Annotated in this window: 23 protein-coding genes; 15 read left to right on the top strand and 8 right to left on the bottom strand. The window is 55.9% G+C overall.

Translation table 11 applies throughout. From position 1 onward, the window contains the following. Nucleotides 1-43 precede the first annotated feature (43 nt). A complete protein-coding gene (gene ompC / locus V8N38_RS14465) occupies nucleotides 44-1,126 on the top strand; it encodes a porin OmpC (protein WP_060423999.1) in 1,083 nt (360 codons plus the stop codon). A 241-nt stretch (nucleotides 1,127-1,367) separates the two neighbouring features. Here the strand turns inward: ompC and V8N38_RS14460 are convergent, their stop codons facing one another. Further along, complete coding sequence (locus V8N38_RS14460) at nucleotides 1,368-1,592, bottom strand: biofilm development regulator YmgB/AriR family protein (protein ID WP_147839851.1); 225 nt, start codon at nucleotides 1,590-1,592, stop codon at nucleotides 1,368-1,370. A 121-nt stretch (nucleotides 1,593-1,713) separates the two neighbouring features. Further along, entirely contained in the window at nucleotides 1,714-1,905 is a 192-nt protein-coding gene (locus V8N38_RS14455; protein ID WP_147839852.1) for a YebW family protein, read from the bottom strand. A gap of 228 nt (nucleotides 1,906-2,133) precedes the next feature. Between V8N38_RS14455 and lysM the strand changes: the two genes are divergently transcribed. The 5 genes from lysM (at nucleotide 2,134) to V8N38_RS14430 (ending at nucleotide 5,017) form a co-directional block, all read left to right on the top strand. Continuing rightward, nucleotides 2,134-2,580, top strand: coding sequence for a peptidoglycan-binding protein LysM (lysM, locus tag V8N38_RS14450; RefSeq protein WP_016927389.1), 447 nt, complete (start codon nucleotides 2,134-2,136; stop codon nucleotides 2,578-2,580). Nucleotides 2,581-2,843: 263 nt separating this feature from the next. After that, a complete protein-coding gene (locus tag V8N38_RS14445) occupies nucleotides 2,844-2,999 on the top strand; it encodes a hypothetical protein (protein WP_016927390.1) in 156 nt (51 codons plus the stop codon). Nucleotides 3,000-3,022: 23 nt separating this feature from the next. Next, a complete protein-coding gene (locus tag V8N38_RS14440) occupies nucleotides 3,023-3,187 on the top strand; it encodes a hypothetical protein (protein WP_164491940.1) in 165 nt (54 codons plus the stop codon). A 107-nt stretch (nucleotides 3,188-3,294) separates the two neighbouring features. Further along, nucleotides 3,295-4,236 (top strand): pirin family protein, encoded by a 942-nt coding sequence (locus tag V8N38_RS14435; RefSeq protein ID WP_147839853.1) that lies wholly within the window; start codon nucleotides 3,295-3,297, stop codon nucleotides 4,234-4,236. 433 nt (nucleotides 4,237-4,669) lie between these two features. Continuing rightward, complete coding sequence (locus V8N38_RS14430) at nucleotides 4,670-5,017, top strand: DUF1304 domain-containing protein (RefSeq protein WP_225529049.1); 348 nt, start codon at nucleotides 4,670-4,672, stop codon at nucleotides 5,015-5,017. Between the two features lie 21 nt (nucleotides 5,018-5,038). Here the strand turns inward: V8N38_RS14430 and V8N38_RS14425 are convergent, their stop codons facing one another. After that, nucleotides 5,039-5,425 (bottom strand): helix-turn-helix domain-containing protein, encoded by a 387-nt coding sequence (locus V8N38_RS14425; RefSeq protein ID WP_004927697.1) that lies wholly within the window; start codon nucleotides 5,423-5,425, stop codon nucleotides 5,039-5,041. 447 nt (nucleotides 5,426-5,872) lie between these two features. Next, nucleotides 5,873-6,085: a YccJ family protein gene (locus tag V8N38_RS14420; RefSeq protein ID WP_004927694.1), complete on the bottom strand. Its 213-nt coding sequence runs from the start codon at nucleotides 6,083-6,085 to the stop codon at nucleotides 5,873-5,875. 183 nt (nucleotides 6,086-6,268) lie between these two features. Between V8N38_RS14420 and V8N38_RS14415 the strand changes: the two genes are divergently transcribed. Beyond that, nucleotides 6,269-6,508: a DUF2766 family protein gene (locus V8N38_RS14415; protein WP_025303170.1), complete on the top strand. Its 240-nt coding sequence runs from the start codon at nucleotides 6,269-6,271 to the stop codon at nucleotides 6,506-6,508. Nucleotides 6,509-6,548: 40 nt separating this feature from the next. Here the strand turns inward: V8N38_RS14415 and V8N38_RS14410 are convergent, their stop codons facing one another. Then, nucleotides 6,549-6,782 carry a YobH family protein gene (locus tag V8N38_RS14410; protein ID WP_038877047.1) on the bottom strand — a complete coding sequence of 78 codons (234 nt, stop codon included), beginning with the start codon at nucleotides 6,780-6,782 and terminating at the stop codon, nucleotides 6,549-6,551. A 161-nt stretch (nucleotides 6,783-6,943) separates the two neighbouring features. Here V8N38_RS14410 and V8N38_RS14405 point away from each other — a divergent pair, with 161 nt between their 5' ends. Both V8N38_RS14405 and V8N38_RS14400 read left to right on the top strand, forming a co-directional pair. Then, on the top strand, nucleotides 6,944-7,102 hold the full coding sequence (locus V8N38_RS14405; protein WP_004927688.1) for a PhoP/PhoQ regulator MgrB: 159 nt from the start codon (nucleotides 6,944-6,946) through the stop codon (nucleotides 7,100-7,102). 81 nt (nucleotides 7,103-7,183) lie between these two features. Further along, nucleotides 7,184-7,462 (top strand): YebO family protein, encoded by a 279-nt coding sequence (locus tag V8N38_RS14400; RefSeq protein ID WP_060423990.1) that lies wholly within the window; start codon nucleotides 7,184-7,186, stop codon nucleotides 7,460-7,462. A 39-nt stretch (nucleotides 7,463-7,501) separates the two neighbouring features. Here V8N38_RS14400 and fos read toward each other — a convergent pair whose 3' ends face one another. Next, nucleotides 7,502-7,909: a fosfomycin resistance glutathione transferase gene (gene fos / locus V8N38_RS14395; protein WP_038877053.1), complete on the bottom strand. Its 408-nt coding sequence runs from the start codon at nucleotides 7,907-7,909 to the stop codon at nucleotides 7,502-7,504. A 170-nt stretch (nucleotides 7,910-8,079) separates the two neighbouring features. Here fos and V8N38_RS14390 point away from each other — a divergent pair, with 170 nt between their 5' ends. From V8N38_RS14390 to V8N38_RS14380, 3 genes are all read left to right on the top strand, one after another. Continuing rightward, nucleotides 8,080-8,382, top strand: a complete 303-nt coding sequence (locus V8N38_RS14390) for a phage protein NinX family protein (RefSeq protein ID WP_038877055.1) — start codon at nucleotides 8,080-8,082, stop codon at nucleotides 8,380-8,382. A gap of 74 nt (nucleotides 8,383-8,456) precedes the next feature. Continuing rightward, nucleotides 8,457-8,693 carry a DUF4060 family protein gene (locus tag V8N38_RS14385; protein WP_004927680.1) on the top strand — a complete coding sequence of 79 codons (237 nt, stop codon included), beginning with the start codon at nucleotides 8,457-8,459 and terminating at the stop codon, nucleotides 8,691-8,693. 175 nt (nucleotides 8,694-8,868) lie between these two features. Continuing rightward, on the top strand, nucleotides 8,869-10,230 hold the full coding sequence (locus V8N38_RS14380) for an amino acid permease (protein WP_038877059.1): 1,362 nt from the start codon (nucleotides 8,869-8,871) through the stop codon (nucleotides 10,228-10,230). A gap of 47 nt (nucleotides 10,231-10,277) precedes the next feature. Here V8N38_RS14380 and V8N38_RS14375 read toward each other — a convergent pair whose 3' ends face one another. Next, on the bottom strand, nucleotides 10,278-10,568 hold the full coding sequence (locus V8N38_RS14375) for a hypothetical protein (protein ID WP_044031054.1): 291 nt from the start codon (nucleotides 10,566-10,568) through the stop codon (nucleotides 10,278-10,280). Nucleotides 10,569-10,790: 222 nt separating this feature from the next. Here V8N38_RS14375 and V8N38_RS14370 point away from each other — a divergent pair, with 222 nt between their 5' ends. The 3 genes from V8N38_RS14370 (at nucleotide 10,791) to cspE (ending at nucleotide 12,875) form a co-directional block, all read left to right on the top strand. Beyond that, a complete protein-coding gene (locus V8N38_RS14370) occupies nucleotides 10,791-11,825 on the top strand; it encodes an MBL fold metallo-hydrolase (RefSeq protein ID WP_147839854.1) in 1,035 nt (344 codons plus the stop codon). Nucleotides 11,826-12,507: 682 nt separating this feature from the next. After that, entirely contained in the window at nucleotides 12,508-12,624 is a 117-nt protein-coding gene (locus V8N38_RS14365) for a DUF2627 domain-containing protein (RefSeq protein WP_002211058.1), read from the top strand. A gap of 41 nt (nucleotides 12,625-12,665) precedes the next feature. After that, on the top strand, nucleotides 12,666-12,875 hold the full coding sequence (gene cspE / locus V8N38_RS14360; RefSeq protein ID WP_002221949.1) for a transcription antiterminator/RNA stability regulator CspE: 210 nt from the start codon (nucleotides 12,666-12,668) through the stop codon (nucleotides 12,873-12,875). 52 nt (nucleotides 12,876-12,927) lie between these two features. Here the strand turns inward: cspE and V8N38_RS14355 are convergent, their stop codons facing one another. Further along, the gene (locus tag V8N38_RS14355; protein WP_060439762.1) at nucleotides 12,928-13,644 is read right to left on the bottom strand and encodes a polyphenol oxidase family protein; all 717 of its coding nucleotides are present in this window, start codon (nucleotides 13,642-13,644) and stop codon (nucleotides 12,928-12,930) included. Nucleotides 13,645-13,802 lie beyond the last annotated feature (158 nt).

Raw genomic sequence — 13,802 nt, 5'->3', positions numbered from 1 at the left:
GGCGTGACGGGCAGGGTTCTAATTATAATATCTAGGAAAATAAATGATGAAACGCAGTGTATTAGCCTTAGCTGTCGCCCTCGGGGCGGTCACCTCCTTCGCCAATGCGGCTGAAATCTATAATAAGGATGGCAATAAACTCGACCTGTACGGCCGCGTTGCTGCCAAACACGTTTTCAGTAAAGACAAGGGTGAAGACGGCGACAAAACTTACGTTCGTCTGGGCTTTAAAGGCGAAACCCAAATCAACGATCAGTTGACCGGTTACGGCCAGTGGGAATACCAGGTTGCTTCCAACCACGACGAAGCGCAGGGCACCACCGGCACCAAAACGCGTCTGGGCTTCGCCGGCCTGAAGTTCGCCAACTACGGTTCATTCGACTACGGCCGTAACTACGGCGTGGTGTACGACGCCGAAGCCTACACCGACATGCTGCCGGAATTCGGCGGCGACTCCTACAGCTACACCGACAACTACATGACCGCGCGCTCCAACGGCCTGGCAACCTACCGCAACCGTGACTTCTTCGGTTTGGTGGAAGGCCTGAACCTGGCGTTGCAGTACCAGGGTAAAAACGACGGTGACGGCCGCAGCGTCAGCAAGCAAAACGGCGACGGCTACGGCATGTCTCTGGACTATCAGGACATCGGCGGCAGCGGCATCGGCGTAGCGGCGGCGTTCTCTGATTCCAACCGTACCAGCGACCAGAAAGCGCTGAAGTATGGTAAAGGGGATAAGGCCACCGCCTGGACCACCGCAATCAAATATGACGCCAACCAGGTGTACCTGGCGGCCATGTATGCCGATACGCGCAACATGACGCCGATCAGCGGCAACGGCGTTTCAGGCTTCGCCAATAAAACGCAAAACTTCGAAGTTGTGGCTCAGTACCAGTTCGAAAACGGCCTGCGTCCGTCCGTGGCCTACGTACAGTCTAAAGGCAAGGACATTGAAGGGATTGGCGATGTCGATCTGGTGAAATACGTGGAAGTGGGCGCGACTTACTACTTCAACAAAAACATGTATACCTACGTCGACTACAAGATCAACCAGTTGAACGACGACAACAAACTGAAGCTGAGCACCGATGACATTGTTGCTGTCAACCTGACCTACCGCTTCTAAGTTTCCATCATTACCTTCATCCTGTGTCGGGATCGGTAATCAGGCAGGGCGCAAGCCCTGCCTTAGCTTGATGACAAAGGAGGAAAAAGCGTGGTTTTTCCTCCTTTGTGGTTATCAGCCGAAAATCAATGAATTGATTTTCCTTATTTTAAAATGTGGTCTTCGGTAAACCTGCCAATGTCATCAGGTTTGTCATTAACCTCAGGCAGGGCGCAAGCCCTGCCTTCGTTTTTTCAGGTGCTCAGCCTTTTGGCGCCAATCCCACCAGTTCGATGGCAGAACGCAGCGCGGCGAAACGTTGCTTATCCTGCTCGCGTTCTATCTCCGTGACCAGCTGTGAAAGAATATTGCTGCCGGAGACCTTTTTATGGTTTTTGATTAACTGCAACACCGCATCGCCCAACGCCAGGCTGACGTTGCGCAGCAGAATTTCATAATGCTCGTTGGAATGAGCTGATGCTGACATGACCTTTCTCTGTCTCTCTTCTTCGGGAGCCGCAATTTAGCAAAACAGCGGCCTAAAGCCTCGGAGGCAGACGAAGTTTCCGATGAAATCAGAAATTCCTCAGCACCGGACGGGGAAGGCGTTAAACATCCGAATATTCGCTGGCCGGTAACCAAAAGCCGTCGATAAACTCTTCCATGGGATAACAACCGGCGTGGCGCAGGTTCTGTTCCTTCATCGCGATCAGGCATTGCGGTTCGTCGCGCAATATATCGACCACCATTTCACTGCAGCCGCCATCCAGATAACAGACAAACATCACCAATGCGTACATCGTTGCATGCCTCCTTCGTCGAACCGCCCTGTAGGCAACAGTGTAGGCAAAAAAGCGCGATTTTTCAGCATCATTGCGTGATAAATCGCCATCGAGACGCCGCTGACGGCACTTTCGGAATTCTCTAACCATTTCTGACGCCGGGAGCGGATGGCATATCCTTTTGACGATGCTAAGCTTAACAAGCCTTACTTCAATGCATCAGTGCAACCATCAAAAGGAGTGAATATGGGCTTGTTTAACTTCGTCAAAGAAGCGGGCGAAAAACTGTGGGATACAGTCACCGGCAATGCCTCCGCCGAAGATCAAAGCGCCAAACTCAAGGAGCATCTCGATAAGAGCGGCCTGCCAGGCACCGACAAAGTCGATGTGCAGGTGGTCGATGGTAAAGCCGTAGTGACCGGCGATGCCGTCAGCCAGGAGCTGAAAGAGAAGATCCTGGTGGCGATCGGCAACGTGGCCGGCATCAGCGGCGTGGAAGACAAGGTGGCGGTGGCGCAATCCGACGCCGAGAGCCGTTTCTACACCGTGAAGAAGGGCGATACGCTGAGCGCGATCTCCAAAGAGATGTACGGCAACGCCAATCTGTACAACAAGATTTTCGAAGCCAACAAGCCGATGCTGTCGAGCCCGGACAAGATCTATCCGGGGCAGGTATTGCGTATCCCGCAATAATCTGTCGCTCTGCCAGAGCCCGGTTGCGTACCGGGCTTTTTTTGTCCTCTGTAATCGCCGTCTCTTATTCCCTTGCTATATCAATGTCGGTTACATCTACCCTGTGTACCCGCTCGCTCGCCGGCAGGTGCGGTGTTGACCCTGATGGGGAAAGTTGATAGCGTCATGCCCCGGTTGAGGCCGGAACGCCCAAGGCGGCAACGTTAACGCCTTATACTGAGGGGCCTTTTGCCCCGCCAAACAGCAATGCAGCAGTTGAACGAGTGAAAACCGATTTAGTGAAACAACAGCGTAACGCCTCAACGGATAAAAACTATCGAGAAACCTTGGGTGATGCGCAATTTGCTATCGTCGTGTTGGCGGTGGCTTCCTGCTCACTGATTATCTTTACGCTGGCGGTCACGCTGTGGGTGACCTGACGCGATTAACTAGGGGAGATAAAATGGAGCCTAATCTCCATGATGAAACCAAACTGCTGGCGATTATCGGCCTGTTGGTTTCCGTGCTGCTGGTGGTATCAATTCTCTTTGGCGTGACCTATTTCTCCGATCTCAGGCACGCGCACGACGATGTTGACATCAAAAGCTGCTATATCAAAGCGTCCTAATCCGCGCGAATGCGCCTGAGCGCCGCCGATCTGTGAGGTGAGCTGTCCTGTGTTAAGCTGGGACGGTTATCCCTTGGCGAATCGGCGCCATTCAGGAGGTCTTTGCGATGAGTCAGTCCCGTCCTACGCTCTCTTCACCCTCACGCGAGTGCCCCGTCGTTGACGGCGTGCGCCAGATCCAGCGTATTGCCGTGCGTAACGCCGAAGTGGGGGGCATTCCGATCAACCGCGCGCTGCCAACCCGGGAAAGGCGTACCGTCGGTGCCTGGTGCTTTCTCGATCACGCCGGGCCGACGGTATTCAACGGTACCTCGCCCGGCATGGATGTGGGGCCGCATCCGCACATCGGTCTGCAAACGTTCACCTGGATGATCGAAGGCGAAGTGCTGCACCGCGACAGCCTCGGCAGCGAGCAGGTGATCCGTCCGGGCCAGGTCAATCTGATGACCGCTGGGCACGGGATCGCACATACTGAACAGTCGGTGGGCGAACCGAGGCGATTGCATGCTGCACAATTATGGATAGCGTTGCCGGCCGAACATGCCGACATGGCACCGCGTTTCGATCATTATCCTGACTTGCCGCAGTGGCAGAATAACGGCGTGAATCACCGTTTGCTGGTCGGCGAATTTGACGCTTATCGTTCGCCGGTATTTACCCTTTCGCCATTAATCGCCATAGATATGGAATGGCAGGAAGCGGCGACGGTGCAATTGCCGCTGCGCGATGACTATGAAATCGGCTTCTTGCCGCTGATGGGAGAATTCGAACTTAATGGTGAAACCTTTTCACCTGACGAGTTTGCCTATTTGGGCATGAAGAATAACTCTATCGAGTTAAATGCACGGAAAGGCAGCCGGGGATTATTAATTGGTGGCGCGCCGTTAAACGAAGAGATTCTTATCTGGTGGAATTTCGTTGGTCATACCAAGGCTGAAATTACTCGGGCCCAGCATGATTGGGAACAAGGGGCGCCGCGTTTTCCGTCGGTGAGCGGTTATTCCGGCGAGCGGATGACCGCGCCGCGCCTGCCCTGGGGCGATGTTTGATAGCGTTAGGATATAATCGCCGCGATTATTCGGCTTATTTCGCTCTAATAAGGCGAAATTACTGTGATCGCGGCTCCAGCTTTACCACAGAATAAGGTTTATCGGCAGAACAGTGATCTGGCGCATATAATGACAATGAGAAGAAGTTTAGGATAATCCTCAGGAAGTCAGGTTGTCTCCCGTTAGCCAGATGTCAGTGAGGTCATTATGAGCCAGGTACTCTATCGTGCAAGACTGTCCCATGTCGTGATTGCCACGGCGCTGTTTTGGGTCTCTGTCGCGGCATTGTTGGTCGCCGTATTAAACTAACCTCAAAAAATGACTCCTGCATAAACCCGCTTCGGCGGGTTTTTTTATCGCCGTTGTCTGGCGATAGAGGCTACGCGATTATACTTAATGACATCTTCAATAAGCGATAGGGACAATCATGAAGCTGTTTGCCGATATTTTGCTGTTGCTCATCGCGGTGCTCCATCTTTATATCCTGGTGCTGGAAATGTTCCTGTGGCGTGCGCCGCTCGGCAGACGCGCCTTCGGTACAACGGCGGAGTTTGCCGCGGCTACGCGGGTATTGGCCGCCAATCAGGGGCTGTACAACGGTTTTCTGGCGCTGGGGCTGGCATGGGGCTACTGGCGTGAGGACATGGCGCTGCAGCTGTTCTTTCTCGGGTGCGTGTTGGCGGCCGGGGTGTTCGGCGGGCTGACCGCCAGCCGCAAGATCCTGTGGGTGCAGGCGCTGCCGGCCTTGATCGCGATGCTGGCGGTATGGGGGGCGCGTTAACCCGCCGGTTTACGGCGGGCGTCAGGCGGATTTTTGGTGAATGACGTGCAACGGCGGGTCGATGTGCAGATCGACGCTCAAATCCTGACGGAAATCATAAGGCGTGATATTAAAACGCTTTCTGAACATGTAGGTGAAGTGGGACTGTGAGCCGAAGCCAAAGTCCAGGGCGATATCGAAGATCGACGCTTCACTGCTGCGCAGTTGGTAAACCGCGCCGGCCAGACGGCGTTCGCGAATGTATTTGCCCAGCGAAATCCCTGTCGCTTCTTTGAACAGCTTCTGCATGTGCCACAGCGAGTAGCCGGAGTACTCGGCCAGCTCTTCGAGATGGATCACTCGTCCAAGGTGAGTTTCGACCCATTTGCTGAGGGCGCAGACCAATGAGAGATGGTGTTCTTGTATCATCAGTGCGTCAGTGTGAGATCTACATAGCGGTGAAGTATACACAACTTGCCGCCGCGGACAAAAACGCCGCCGGTGACGGGGGGCAATTATTCGGAAAAACCGTTCAACCACAGCTTGTCAGTCGAAAGGAAAAACGGCTAATCTGAGACTGTCGCCGCCGCGGTGGGTGACGCGGAAAAGGCCACAGCAAGTAACCGCCAAAACAGAGTCAGCCGTAACAACTCAACGTTGATGGGGTGATCGCATGTTAATGACAGTGATTATTACTCTGGTTGTAATCGTGGGCGTCGGCGCTTTTATGGCGATGCCGGTGATGAGCATGAAAAATGCGGAAGGTGTGGGAGGTGAAGAACCGTGAGAGCAAGAGACATTGCACGCCGCTGAGCGGGACGATCGCGAATCGGGAAAGCCTGGGTCAGAAACCCGGGCTTTTTGTTGCGTAGCCGCTCAAACGTTTTTCCGCTCGACGGTTTCCTCTCCCCAATAAAGCTGATCGGCGGTGGTTTTGGCAAAGGCCTTCTCCAACGCTTCGTCGCTGCCTTCTTCCCAGATCTTCTGTGCCAACACTTCGTCGTTCCCTGCCAGTTCAAAAATAGCTTCGGCGATTTCCACCGAAGTTTCACGCACTGTCGCCCAGGATTTCACATTGTGATTCGCCATAACTTTCTCCTGTTGGTTGTGGCTTACGGGTGGTTTTTGCCACCGTCATGCTGCAAGTATAGGCTAATCCGCCGCGGGCTTTTGCCCGGCGGTGCGCAGAAGGGGGAAAAAGGCGGGGAGAGCGGGCAATGGTGCAGGCGGCGTGCTATTCTGTGCGGCGTTTGAATCAAGAGGAAAATTATTATGTCTGACATGCTGAGCAACGAGCAGGAACTGGCTTCCGATCTGGTCGCTTGCCAACTGGTCATCAAACAGATTCTGGACGTTATCGACGTGATTGCGCCTACCGAAGTGCGTGACAAGATGGCGGGTCAGCTTAAAAGCATCGATTTCTCCACGCATCCTGCAGGCGCCGATCCGGTGACTCGCCGCGCGATTGACAAGGCGATTGCGCTGATCGAGATGAAGTTCACCCGCAGCTGAGGCGGGGCCGCCGCAGGGCGGCGGCGTCGGGCGGTGGCGGTTAATCCACCACCGTTTCGATTTTCTTGAACAGCGGGCAGTCGGCTACGCCGATGAAACCGTTGTCGCCATTGACGTACTGGGCGATCGCCACGTTGCGCGCCGTCAGGTATTTGCACTGCAATCCCAACCCGCCAACGTTCTTGTTGCTGCCTATCAGCACGCCGTAACCCGAGATCAAAAAGCCGCCGTAAATGACCGCCAACACCAGTACCCACTTAATCAATCTGCTCATTGTGCTTCCTCATTGTCCCTGAGGGCCCATCTAGCCACGACAACGGCATGACGGCAAGTGTAACAGTCTGAAAACCGGGCGATAGCCAGAAATCTAAACGACAAGTTAAACTTCGTTTAACTTCGCTGTGATAACATGCGCGATAGATTACCCAGATAACAATGAGGCTGCTAAATTTGTTGCGAAAAAAAATCCTCGTGATAATGACGGCCGTCGCTGCCTGCCTGTTTTTCTACCTGTTGGCGCTGGACAGTTATTGCGACGACGGCGGAAACTTTGCGCTGGGCATCTGCTCGGTAACGCGCTTCGTGCCCTGGTAAGCAATTTTTGGCAGGGATGTTCGCACGGCCGCCGCGAGTGTTAAGATGGCGGCCTGAATGTCGCAGTAGATAGGGTTGTCCATGTACGATTTAGGTTTTGGCCAGAACGGCCTGTTGTCGCTGGCCCTCGCCGCCGTGGCGTTGCTGGTTGGGCTGTGGGTTTGGTTTCTGGTGAACCGCGCCAGCGTGCGCGCCAACGAGCAGATTCGTCTGCTGCAGGAGATTGCCGAGCAACAACGCCAACAAACGGCGCTGTTGAAACGCCTGGCGCACCGTGCACGCGCTGATGGCGGCGATGCTGCTGACGACGACGATCTCAGCCCCGCGCTGGATTTCAAAGGTTTTATCCCCGAACGTTAAGCATGATGCTCCGGCCGGCGGCAGCGCCGCCGGGGCGCCTCAGTAAAACACCATGCCCTGATACGGTTTTTCCCGGCATGCCGCCAGGCGGCTGGCCAGATCGCCGGCATGGATCTCCAACTGGTGCCCGTCAGGATCGAGAAAATAGAGCGATTCGCCTTCGCTGCGATTGCTCTTCCACTCTTTGACGCCGTTCTGGCGCAGCCGCTCGCTGACCTGCTCAATGTGTTCCGGCGCTACGCTGAAGGCGTAATGGGTGTAATCGCGCGCGCTTTGTTGCGCCCGGGCCTCATCCCGCGACAGACACAGCCACAACGCCCCCAACGAGAGATAAGCGCCGCCCTGCCAGCGGGCGTGCGGGGTAAACCCCAACAGATGGCGATAAAATTCGAAGCTGCGATCGAGATCGCTGACGGCGAGCGTCAGGTGATTGAGGCCGGTCAACATGCATGCATTTCCTGGGCGCTGAACAGAGGGAAAAGTGTACGCAGGCGCTAAGGAAAGATAAAGGGGGCAAAGCATTAGTAGAGATAATGTGAAAACCGGCGGCGCTGTCATAAAACTGTCGTACAGACATCGTAATGTAGCGCGAACCTTACGAAAGATGGATAAAGCCGATGATTAAATGGTACGAAGAAAGCGATGCCGAAGTGAACCGCAGCATCGCGCTGCTGACCGGGGAGAACCCGGACAAGTGGTATCCCTACGGTGGTGTGAAAGGTAAAGATTACTGCAAGAATCCCTCCGATGCCTGGCCGATCATTTGCGCCAACAAAATCAGTCTGAACCCCGATAACCAAAGCGACAGCCCGCAATGGCAGGCGCGCATGAGCACCCAGGGCGGTGAATGGCAGGCGGACAGCGTCAGCCCGCTGCGCGCGGCGATGATCTGCTTCCTGATGAGCCGGCAGGCTAACTGATTCGAACAATACCGGTGATTGGTAAGAGTTTCTCCTTTTTCTAATAACAGAGCTGTCGTTGGCGGAGGCTGTTTATGAAGCGCATTATCAAAGGTGATAAAAACTTGTCTCATCTGGTGATTGCCCATGCGGCGATCGATCGTCATGCCGAAAGCTTCGGCCAGCGCCGTCAGGGCTGGCCCTCGACCTACCTGATAAAATATCAAAACGATCGCGTGGCGGTGGAAGTGGTCACGCGTAGCCAATCTTATGTCGCCACGCTGATGATCGGCGCGCGCAACCTGACCAAACTGTGCGGAATGCCCGGCTAAACGCCGCTCTTATCCGCTTTCTCACGGTAAAAAAATCGCGCTCCGGCCCGCCGTCTCGGGGCGCTTCTCCTTGATGCTCACGGGGTTAAGTGTTAAAAAGCCGCCCGCAGATACATTTATTGATTGGTGAAATCTTGGCCGATAACGGCAAGGGTGTACGCCATATGAGGATAAGATGGGCGGTCAGCATCAGGACACTCCGCTAAAACGCGGTTTAAAAAACAGACACATACAGCTTATTGCCCTCGGGGGCGCCATCGGTACCGGTTTATTTCTCGGCATTGCGCAAACCATTAAAATGGCCGGCCCCGCCGTGCTGTTGGGCTACGCCATCGGCGGTTTTATCGCGTTTTTAATCATGCGCCAGCTGGGCGAAATGGTGGTGGAGGAGCCGGTCGCCGGATCTTTCAGCCACTTTGCCTATAAATATTGGGGCGACTTCGCCGGCTTCCTTTCCGGCTGGAACTACTGGGCAATGTTCATTCTGGTCGGCATGGCGGAATTGACCGCCGTCGGCATCTACATTCAGTACTGGTGGCCGGAAATCCCCACCTGGGCCTCTGCCGCGCTGTTTTTCGTGCTGATCAACCTGATTAATCTGGTGAACGTGCGTCTGTACGGCGAAACCGAGTTCTGGTTCGCCATCATCAAAGTGGTGGCGATTGTCGGCATGATCGTGTTCGGCGCCTGGCTGTTGGTCAGCGGCAACGGCGGCCCGCAGGCCAGCATCACCAACCTGTGGCAGCAGGGCGGCTTTATGCCGCATGGCTTCTCCGGGCTGGTGATGGCGATGGCGGTCATCATGTTCTCGTTCGGCGGGCTGGAAATGGTCGGCATCACCGCGGCGGAAGCCGCCGATCCGCGCCGCAGCATTCCCAAAGCCACCAATCAGGTGGTGTACCGCATTCTGATCTTCTATATCGGCTCGCTGACCGTGCTGCTGTCGCTCTATCCATGGGGGCAAGTGGTGGAGGGCGGTAGCCCGTTCGTACTGATCTTCCATGCGCTGAACAGCAATCTGGTGGCGACCGTGCTCAACGTGGTGGTGTTGACCGCCGCGCTGTCGGTCTACAACAGCGGCGTTTACGCCAACAGCCGCATGCTGTTCGGGCTGGCCAGCCAGGGCAATGCGCCGCAGGCGCTGACGCGCGTGAATAAACGCGGCGTGCCGGTATTGTCCATCGCGCTGTCGGCGTTGATTACCTCGATTGGCGTGCTGATCAACTACCTGATGCCCGGCAAGGCGTTTGAGCTGCTGATGGCGCTGGTGGTGTCAACGTTGGTGATAAACTGGGTGATGATTTGCCTGGCGCACCTGAAATTCCGCGCCGCCAAGAATCGCCAGGGCGTCATCCCCAGCTTTAAGGCGCTGTGGTATCCGTTCGGCAACTACCTGTGCCTGGCGTTCCTCGGCCTGATTCTGGTGATTATGTATTTCAGCGAAGGGATCCGCATTTCGGTGTTGCTGATGCCGGTGTGGATTGCGGTGCTGTGGTGCGGGTTTATGCTGACGCGCCGTAAAGGCGCCAAGCGCTAATCGGTATGCGGCGGAGGCGTAGTCTGCGCCTCCGCTTCTTTTCTACGTCAGCCGCGCGGCATAAAGGCGCGCCCCTCACCGTGACCCCGCCCCAGCAGTTTCCGGCACAGCAGCAGCAGGGTGCTGATCACGTCGATGGCGACCACGCTGAGCATCAGCAGGGTCAGCATGAAAAACCCGAGCAGCGAACCGCCCAGCAGAACCAGTGGCGCCGGTACGCGCAGACGGCGCAGCTTCATGGCGAAATACATTTTCCAGTATTGCTTCTGCGCCAGCAGCGCGCTGCGAATACGGCGCCCCAGGCCGATGCCTGATTTGCGGGATGTAGAACGACTCATAACTTCTCCTTTTCTGTATGCCCTACAAGTCAATCACAAAGATCTTAAGAGAGTCTTAACGGGCTCTTGGCGGCCCTGGCTGTCTCACCGGAGTGAGACAACAGCATACGGCAAAAGGTCCCGCAATGCAGCGCACGGCTGACGAAGTGCGAGTCTCGTCGGGTTTGTTACACTGAAAGTCACGCCCATGCAGGGGGCGCAGCGGTCAGGAGAAGGGGCTGGATGAAGAGAATCAATCGTTACTACGATGCGGCCAAGGCGCATCACACGCCGGAGGGATTTCGCAACCCGGAACCCTCTCAGCGCCAGGAGGGCGACCTGCAGCGTTGGCAGGATGAGCGCAAGCGGCAGGGGCTACCCAGGCCGCCGCAGCAGGGCTACGCGCAATTTACCGAACGCTGGTGGCAACCCGCCGATCTCAGCGGCAGCGATGACAGCATCTGGTGGCTGGGGCATGCATCCATGCTATTGCGGCTGGGTGGACGCTATGTCTTGATCGATCCGGTGTTGTCCGAACGCGCCTCGCCGCTGAGCTTCTACGGGCCGAAGCGCAGAACGCCGGCGCCGCTGACGGTGGAGCAATTGCCGGCGGTGGATGCCGTGCTGATCTCCCATAATCATTATGACCATCTCGACAGGCGCACGGTGCGGCAGCTGGCGCGGCGCTTCCCACAGGCCGAGTTTATCGTGCCGCTCGGCTTGAAGCGTTGGTTCCGCCGTTATCGGCTGAAGGTGCATGAGCTGGACTGGTGGCAGAGCCTGTCGTTAGGTGAGCTGACGGTTTACGCCACCCCGGCGCGGCACTGGAGCATGCGCACGTTGTGGGATCGCAATCGCTCGCTGTGGTGCGGTTGGGTAATCCATCATCCGGCGCTGCGGTTCTATTTTTCCGGCGACAGCGGCTATTCGGCGCGGTTGGCGGAAATCGGTCAACGGCTGGGCCCGTTCGACGTGGCGGCACTGCCCATTGGCGCCTATGCGCCGCGCTGGTTCATGCAGGAGCAACATATGGATCCGCAGCAGTCGGTGGCGCTGTATCGCGAGCTGAATCAGCCGCGAGCCATTCCCATCCATTGGGGGGTATTCGAACTGGCGGATGAATCGCTGGACGAACCGCCGCAGCAACTGAACCTGGCGCTGAGCGAGGCGGGGCTGGAACAGCATCAATTCCATCCGCTGAAGATTGGCGAGCGCATCGCGTTGCAGGACTCGCAGCAGGCGTTGTCTATCCACCCGGTGGTACAGAGGAAAGAATAAGATCAACGGTTTGAAAGCGTGGCAGTAATTAGCAAAATTGATAAGTGCGGGGTGGGATCCAAATAACCACCCGATTTTCCGGATTTAATTCAATGCCGCACTTTCGCTATTCATAAGGTTATTCCGGTTATTCAGATTTAGGGTTTTCGGATTATTTAGGATGAAGCCACCGGCCGGCGAGGGAGGCTTCAGGACGTTGCATGCTTATGCAGCCGTTGGTCGGCGTGTCAGCGCGGTTGCCGGCTCTCGTCACGCTCTGGCGCATGCCGTGCGGTGACAGGGCTGAAGGCCGATGGTGAATGCGCTTTCCGACGGTAAAAGGTCGGAGGAGCATTGAATAAATTGGCCCCCGTTCATCGATATTCAAATGTTGCATATGACATTCCATAAAGATTCAAATTTTTTAACGCTATAAGCGACGAAAAAGCGAAAACGTCGAGAAGGAGATGCGTCAAAACGATGAAAGTTTTGTTAAAACGCTATCAGAATGCGGGGTCTGGCGCAGCCAGTTTGGCAAGCAGAAAATAGCCGATGCTTCAACATCTTTTGGCCTATTTAAGCAAATGTGGCTCTCGACCGTTTCAAATATGTGCGACATGTCGTTCAGTGATTAAAAATGGCTTGCCATCGCATACAGAGTATGTGATAACGCATCTGGGTAAAACGAGGTACAGTTCTGTATATGTGTGGCATTTTCAGTAAAGAAGTTCTGAGTAAAGACGTTAGCGTTGAATACCGCTTCTCTGCCGATCCTTATCTTAGTGCCTCAAGCAGTAACGACTCTAGTTTGTCTATGTAACGCCCTCGGGCGGTTTAAACAATCCAAAGGAAATACTCAAGATGGCAAAGATCAAAGGTCAAGTTAAGTGGTTCAACGAGTCTAAAGGTTTCGGTTTCATCACCCCGGCTGACGGCAGCAAAGACGTGTTCGTACACTTCTCTGCAATCCAGGGTAACGGCTTCAAAACCCTGGCTGAAGGCCAGAACGTTGAGTTCGAAATCCAAGATGGCCAGAAAGGCCCATCTGCAGTAAACGTTACTGCTATCTAATCAGCGTCAGCTGTACAAAAAGCCCGCCTTCGAGCGGGCTTTTTCGTTTCCGTCATCCGGCGGCGATGATGATGCCGGCGTACTGGTTGCGGCCTTTGATCCCCGGATGCGTCGGATCCTGCGCGCGCCGGTGGCTGTTGCGGCGATAGCTGGTGTATTTGAAGCGCTGTGGCCGCTGTGGGTCGACGTCCGGCGTGCAGATGGTGCAGCTGCCTGCGCGGTCAACGGCGGCGAAGCCGAGCGCCGCCAGCTTGTATTCGGCAATCGCGGCCAGATCCAGATGCCGGTAATGTGGGCTGATCAGCGTGGCGGGCAGCGGCAGGCGCTGTTTAAAATTTTCCACCAGCGCTTCATCGACTTCGTAGCAGCACGGGCCGGCGGCAGGGCCGATAGAGGCCACCCAATCGGCGGTGTCGCCGTCCTGGCGAATGCGCGCTGCCATCTGTTCCAGAATGCCGTCCAGTAGCCCGCGCCAGCCGGCATGAACCGCGGCGATGGCGCCCCCGTCGCGGCGGCTGAACAGCACCGGCAGACAGTCCGCCGTCAGTACGCTGAGCAGAATGCCGGGCTGGCGGGTATAGAAACCATCGGCCTCGCCGCACGCCTGCGCCGGTTGCAGCACGTCGACGATACGGATGCCGTGCACCTGCTTCTTTTCCGGTAGCGTGGCGCTGTAGGGCAGCAGATGCCCGGGCAGCAGCGCGAGTTTGCTGCCGAAGCCGTGCTGAATGTGGGGCACCGCATCGAGCAGCGCGGAACGATCGCTCATAAGTTATTTTCACCTGCGTGAGAAAACAGACTCTCAGTGTAGCCAGCTTTTTCCCCGCTTGACCAGGCGTTGTTGGCGGCGAAAGCGAGCGGGGATGCGCCTTGCATCGAGCCGACGCCTTCTTTAGACTAGCCGCGCCCTGTCTTTCTGGAAGCCCA

The sequence above is a fragment of the Serratia nevei genome, assembly GCF_037948395.1.
Taxonomy (GTDB): domain Bacteria; phylum Pseudomonadota; class Gammaproteobacteria; order Enterobacterales; family Enterobacteriaceae; genus Serratia; species Serratia nevei.
The sequence above is the reverse complement of the archived record's forward strand: the minus strand, read 5'-3'. Positions and strand labels throughout refer to the sequence as shown.

Bases quoted from the DNA above. Each gene is read 5' to 3' on its own strand.
- V8N38_RS14375 (WP_044031054.1), bottom strand. From the start codon at position 10,568: ATGAGTCGTTCTACATCCCGCAAATCAGGCATCGGCCTGGGGCGCCGT.
- V8N38_RS14380 (WP_038877059.1), top strand. From the start codon at position 8,869: ATGGGCGGTCAGCATCAGGACACTCCGCTAAAACGCGGTTTAAAAAAC.
- ompC (WP_060423999.1), top strand. From the start codon at position 44: ATGATGAAACGCAGTGTATTAGCCTTAGCTGTCGCCCTCGGGGCGGTC.
- lysM (WP_016927389.1), top strand. From the start codon at position 2,134: ATGGGCTTGTTTAACTTCGTCAAAGAAGCGGGCGAAAAACTGTGGGAT.
- V8N38_RS14410 (WP_038877047.1), bottom strand. From the start codon at position 6,782: ATGAGCAGATTGATTAAGTGGGTACTGGTGTTGGCGGTCATTTACGGC.
- V8N38_RS14400 (WP_060423990.1), top strand. From the start codon at position 7,184: ATGTACGATTTAGGTTTTGGCCAGAACGGCCTGTTGTCGCTGGCCCTC.
- V8N38_RS14415 (WP_025303170.1), top strand. From the start codon at position 6,269: ATGTCTGACATGCTGAGCAACGAGCAGGAACTGGCTTCCGATCTGGTC.
- V8N38_RS14425 (WP_004927697.1), bottom strand. From the start codon at position 5,425: ATGATACAAGAACACCATCTCTCATTGGTCTGCGCCCTCAGCAAATGG.
- fos (WP_038877053.1), bottom strand. From the start codon at position 7,909: ATGTTGACCGGCCTCAATCACCTGACGCTCGCCGTCAGCGATCTCGAT.
- V8N38_RS14435 (WP_147839853.1), top strand. From the start codon at position 3,295: ATGAGTCAGTCCCGTCCTACGCTCTCTTCACCCTCACGCGAGTGCCCC.
- V8N38_RS14420 (WP_004927694.1), bottom strand. From the start codon at position 6,085: ATGGCGAATCACAATGTGAAATCCTGGGCGACAGTGCGTGAAACTTCG.
- V8N38_RS14405 (WP_004927688.1), top strand. From the start codon at position 6,944: ATGAGGCTGCTAAATTTGTTGCGAAAAAAAATCCTCGTGATAATGACG.
- V8N38_RS14390 (WP_038877055.1), top strand. From the start codon at position 8,080: ATGATTAAATGGTACGAAGAAAGCGATGCCGAAGTGAACCGCAGCATC.
- V8N38_RS14355 (WP_060439762.1), bottom strand. From the start codon at position 13,644: ATGAGCGATCGTTCCGCGCTGCTCGATGCGGTGCCCCACATTCAGCAC.
- V8N38_RS14385 (WP_004927680.1), top strand. From the start codon at position 8,457: ATGAAGCGCATTATCAAAGGTGATAAAAACTTGTCTCATCTGGTGATT.
- cspE (WP_002221949.1), top strand. From the start codon at position 12,666: ATGGCAAAGATCAAAGGTCAAGTTAAGTGGTTCAACGAGTCTAAAGGT.
- V8N38_RS14365 (WP_002211058.1), top strand. From the start codon at position 12,508: ATGTGTGGCATTTTCAGTAAAGAAGTTCTGAGTAAAGACGTTAGCGTT.
- V8N38_RS14460 (WP_147839851.1), bottom strand. From the start codon at position 1,592: ATGTCAGCATCAGCTCATTCCAACGAGCATTATGAAATTCTGCTGCGC.
- V8N38_RS14455 (WP_147839852.1), bottom strand. From the start codon at position 1,905: ATGTACGCATTGGTGATGTTTGTCTGTTATCTGGATGGCGGCTGCAGT.
- V8N38_RS14370 (WP_147839854.1), top strand. From the start codon at position 10,791: ATGAAGAGAATCAATCGTTACTACGATGCGGCCAAGGCGCATCACACG.
- V8N38_RS14440 (WP_164491940.1), top strand. From the start codon at position 3,023: ATGGAGCCTAATCTCCATGATGAAACCAAACTGCTGGCGATTATCGGC.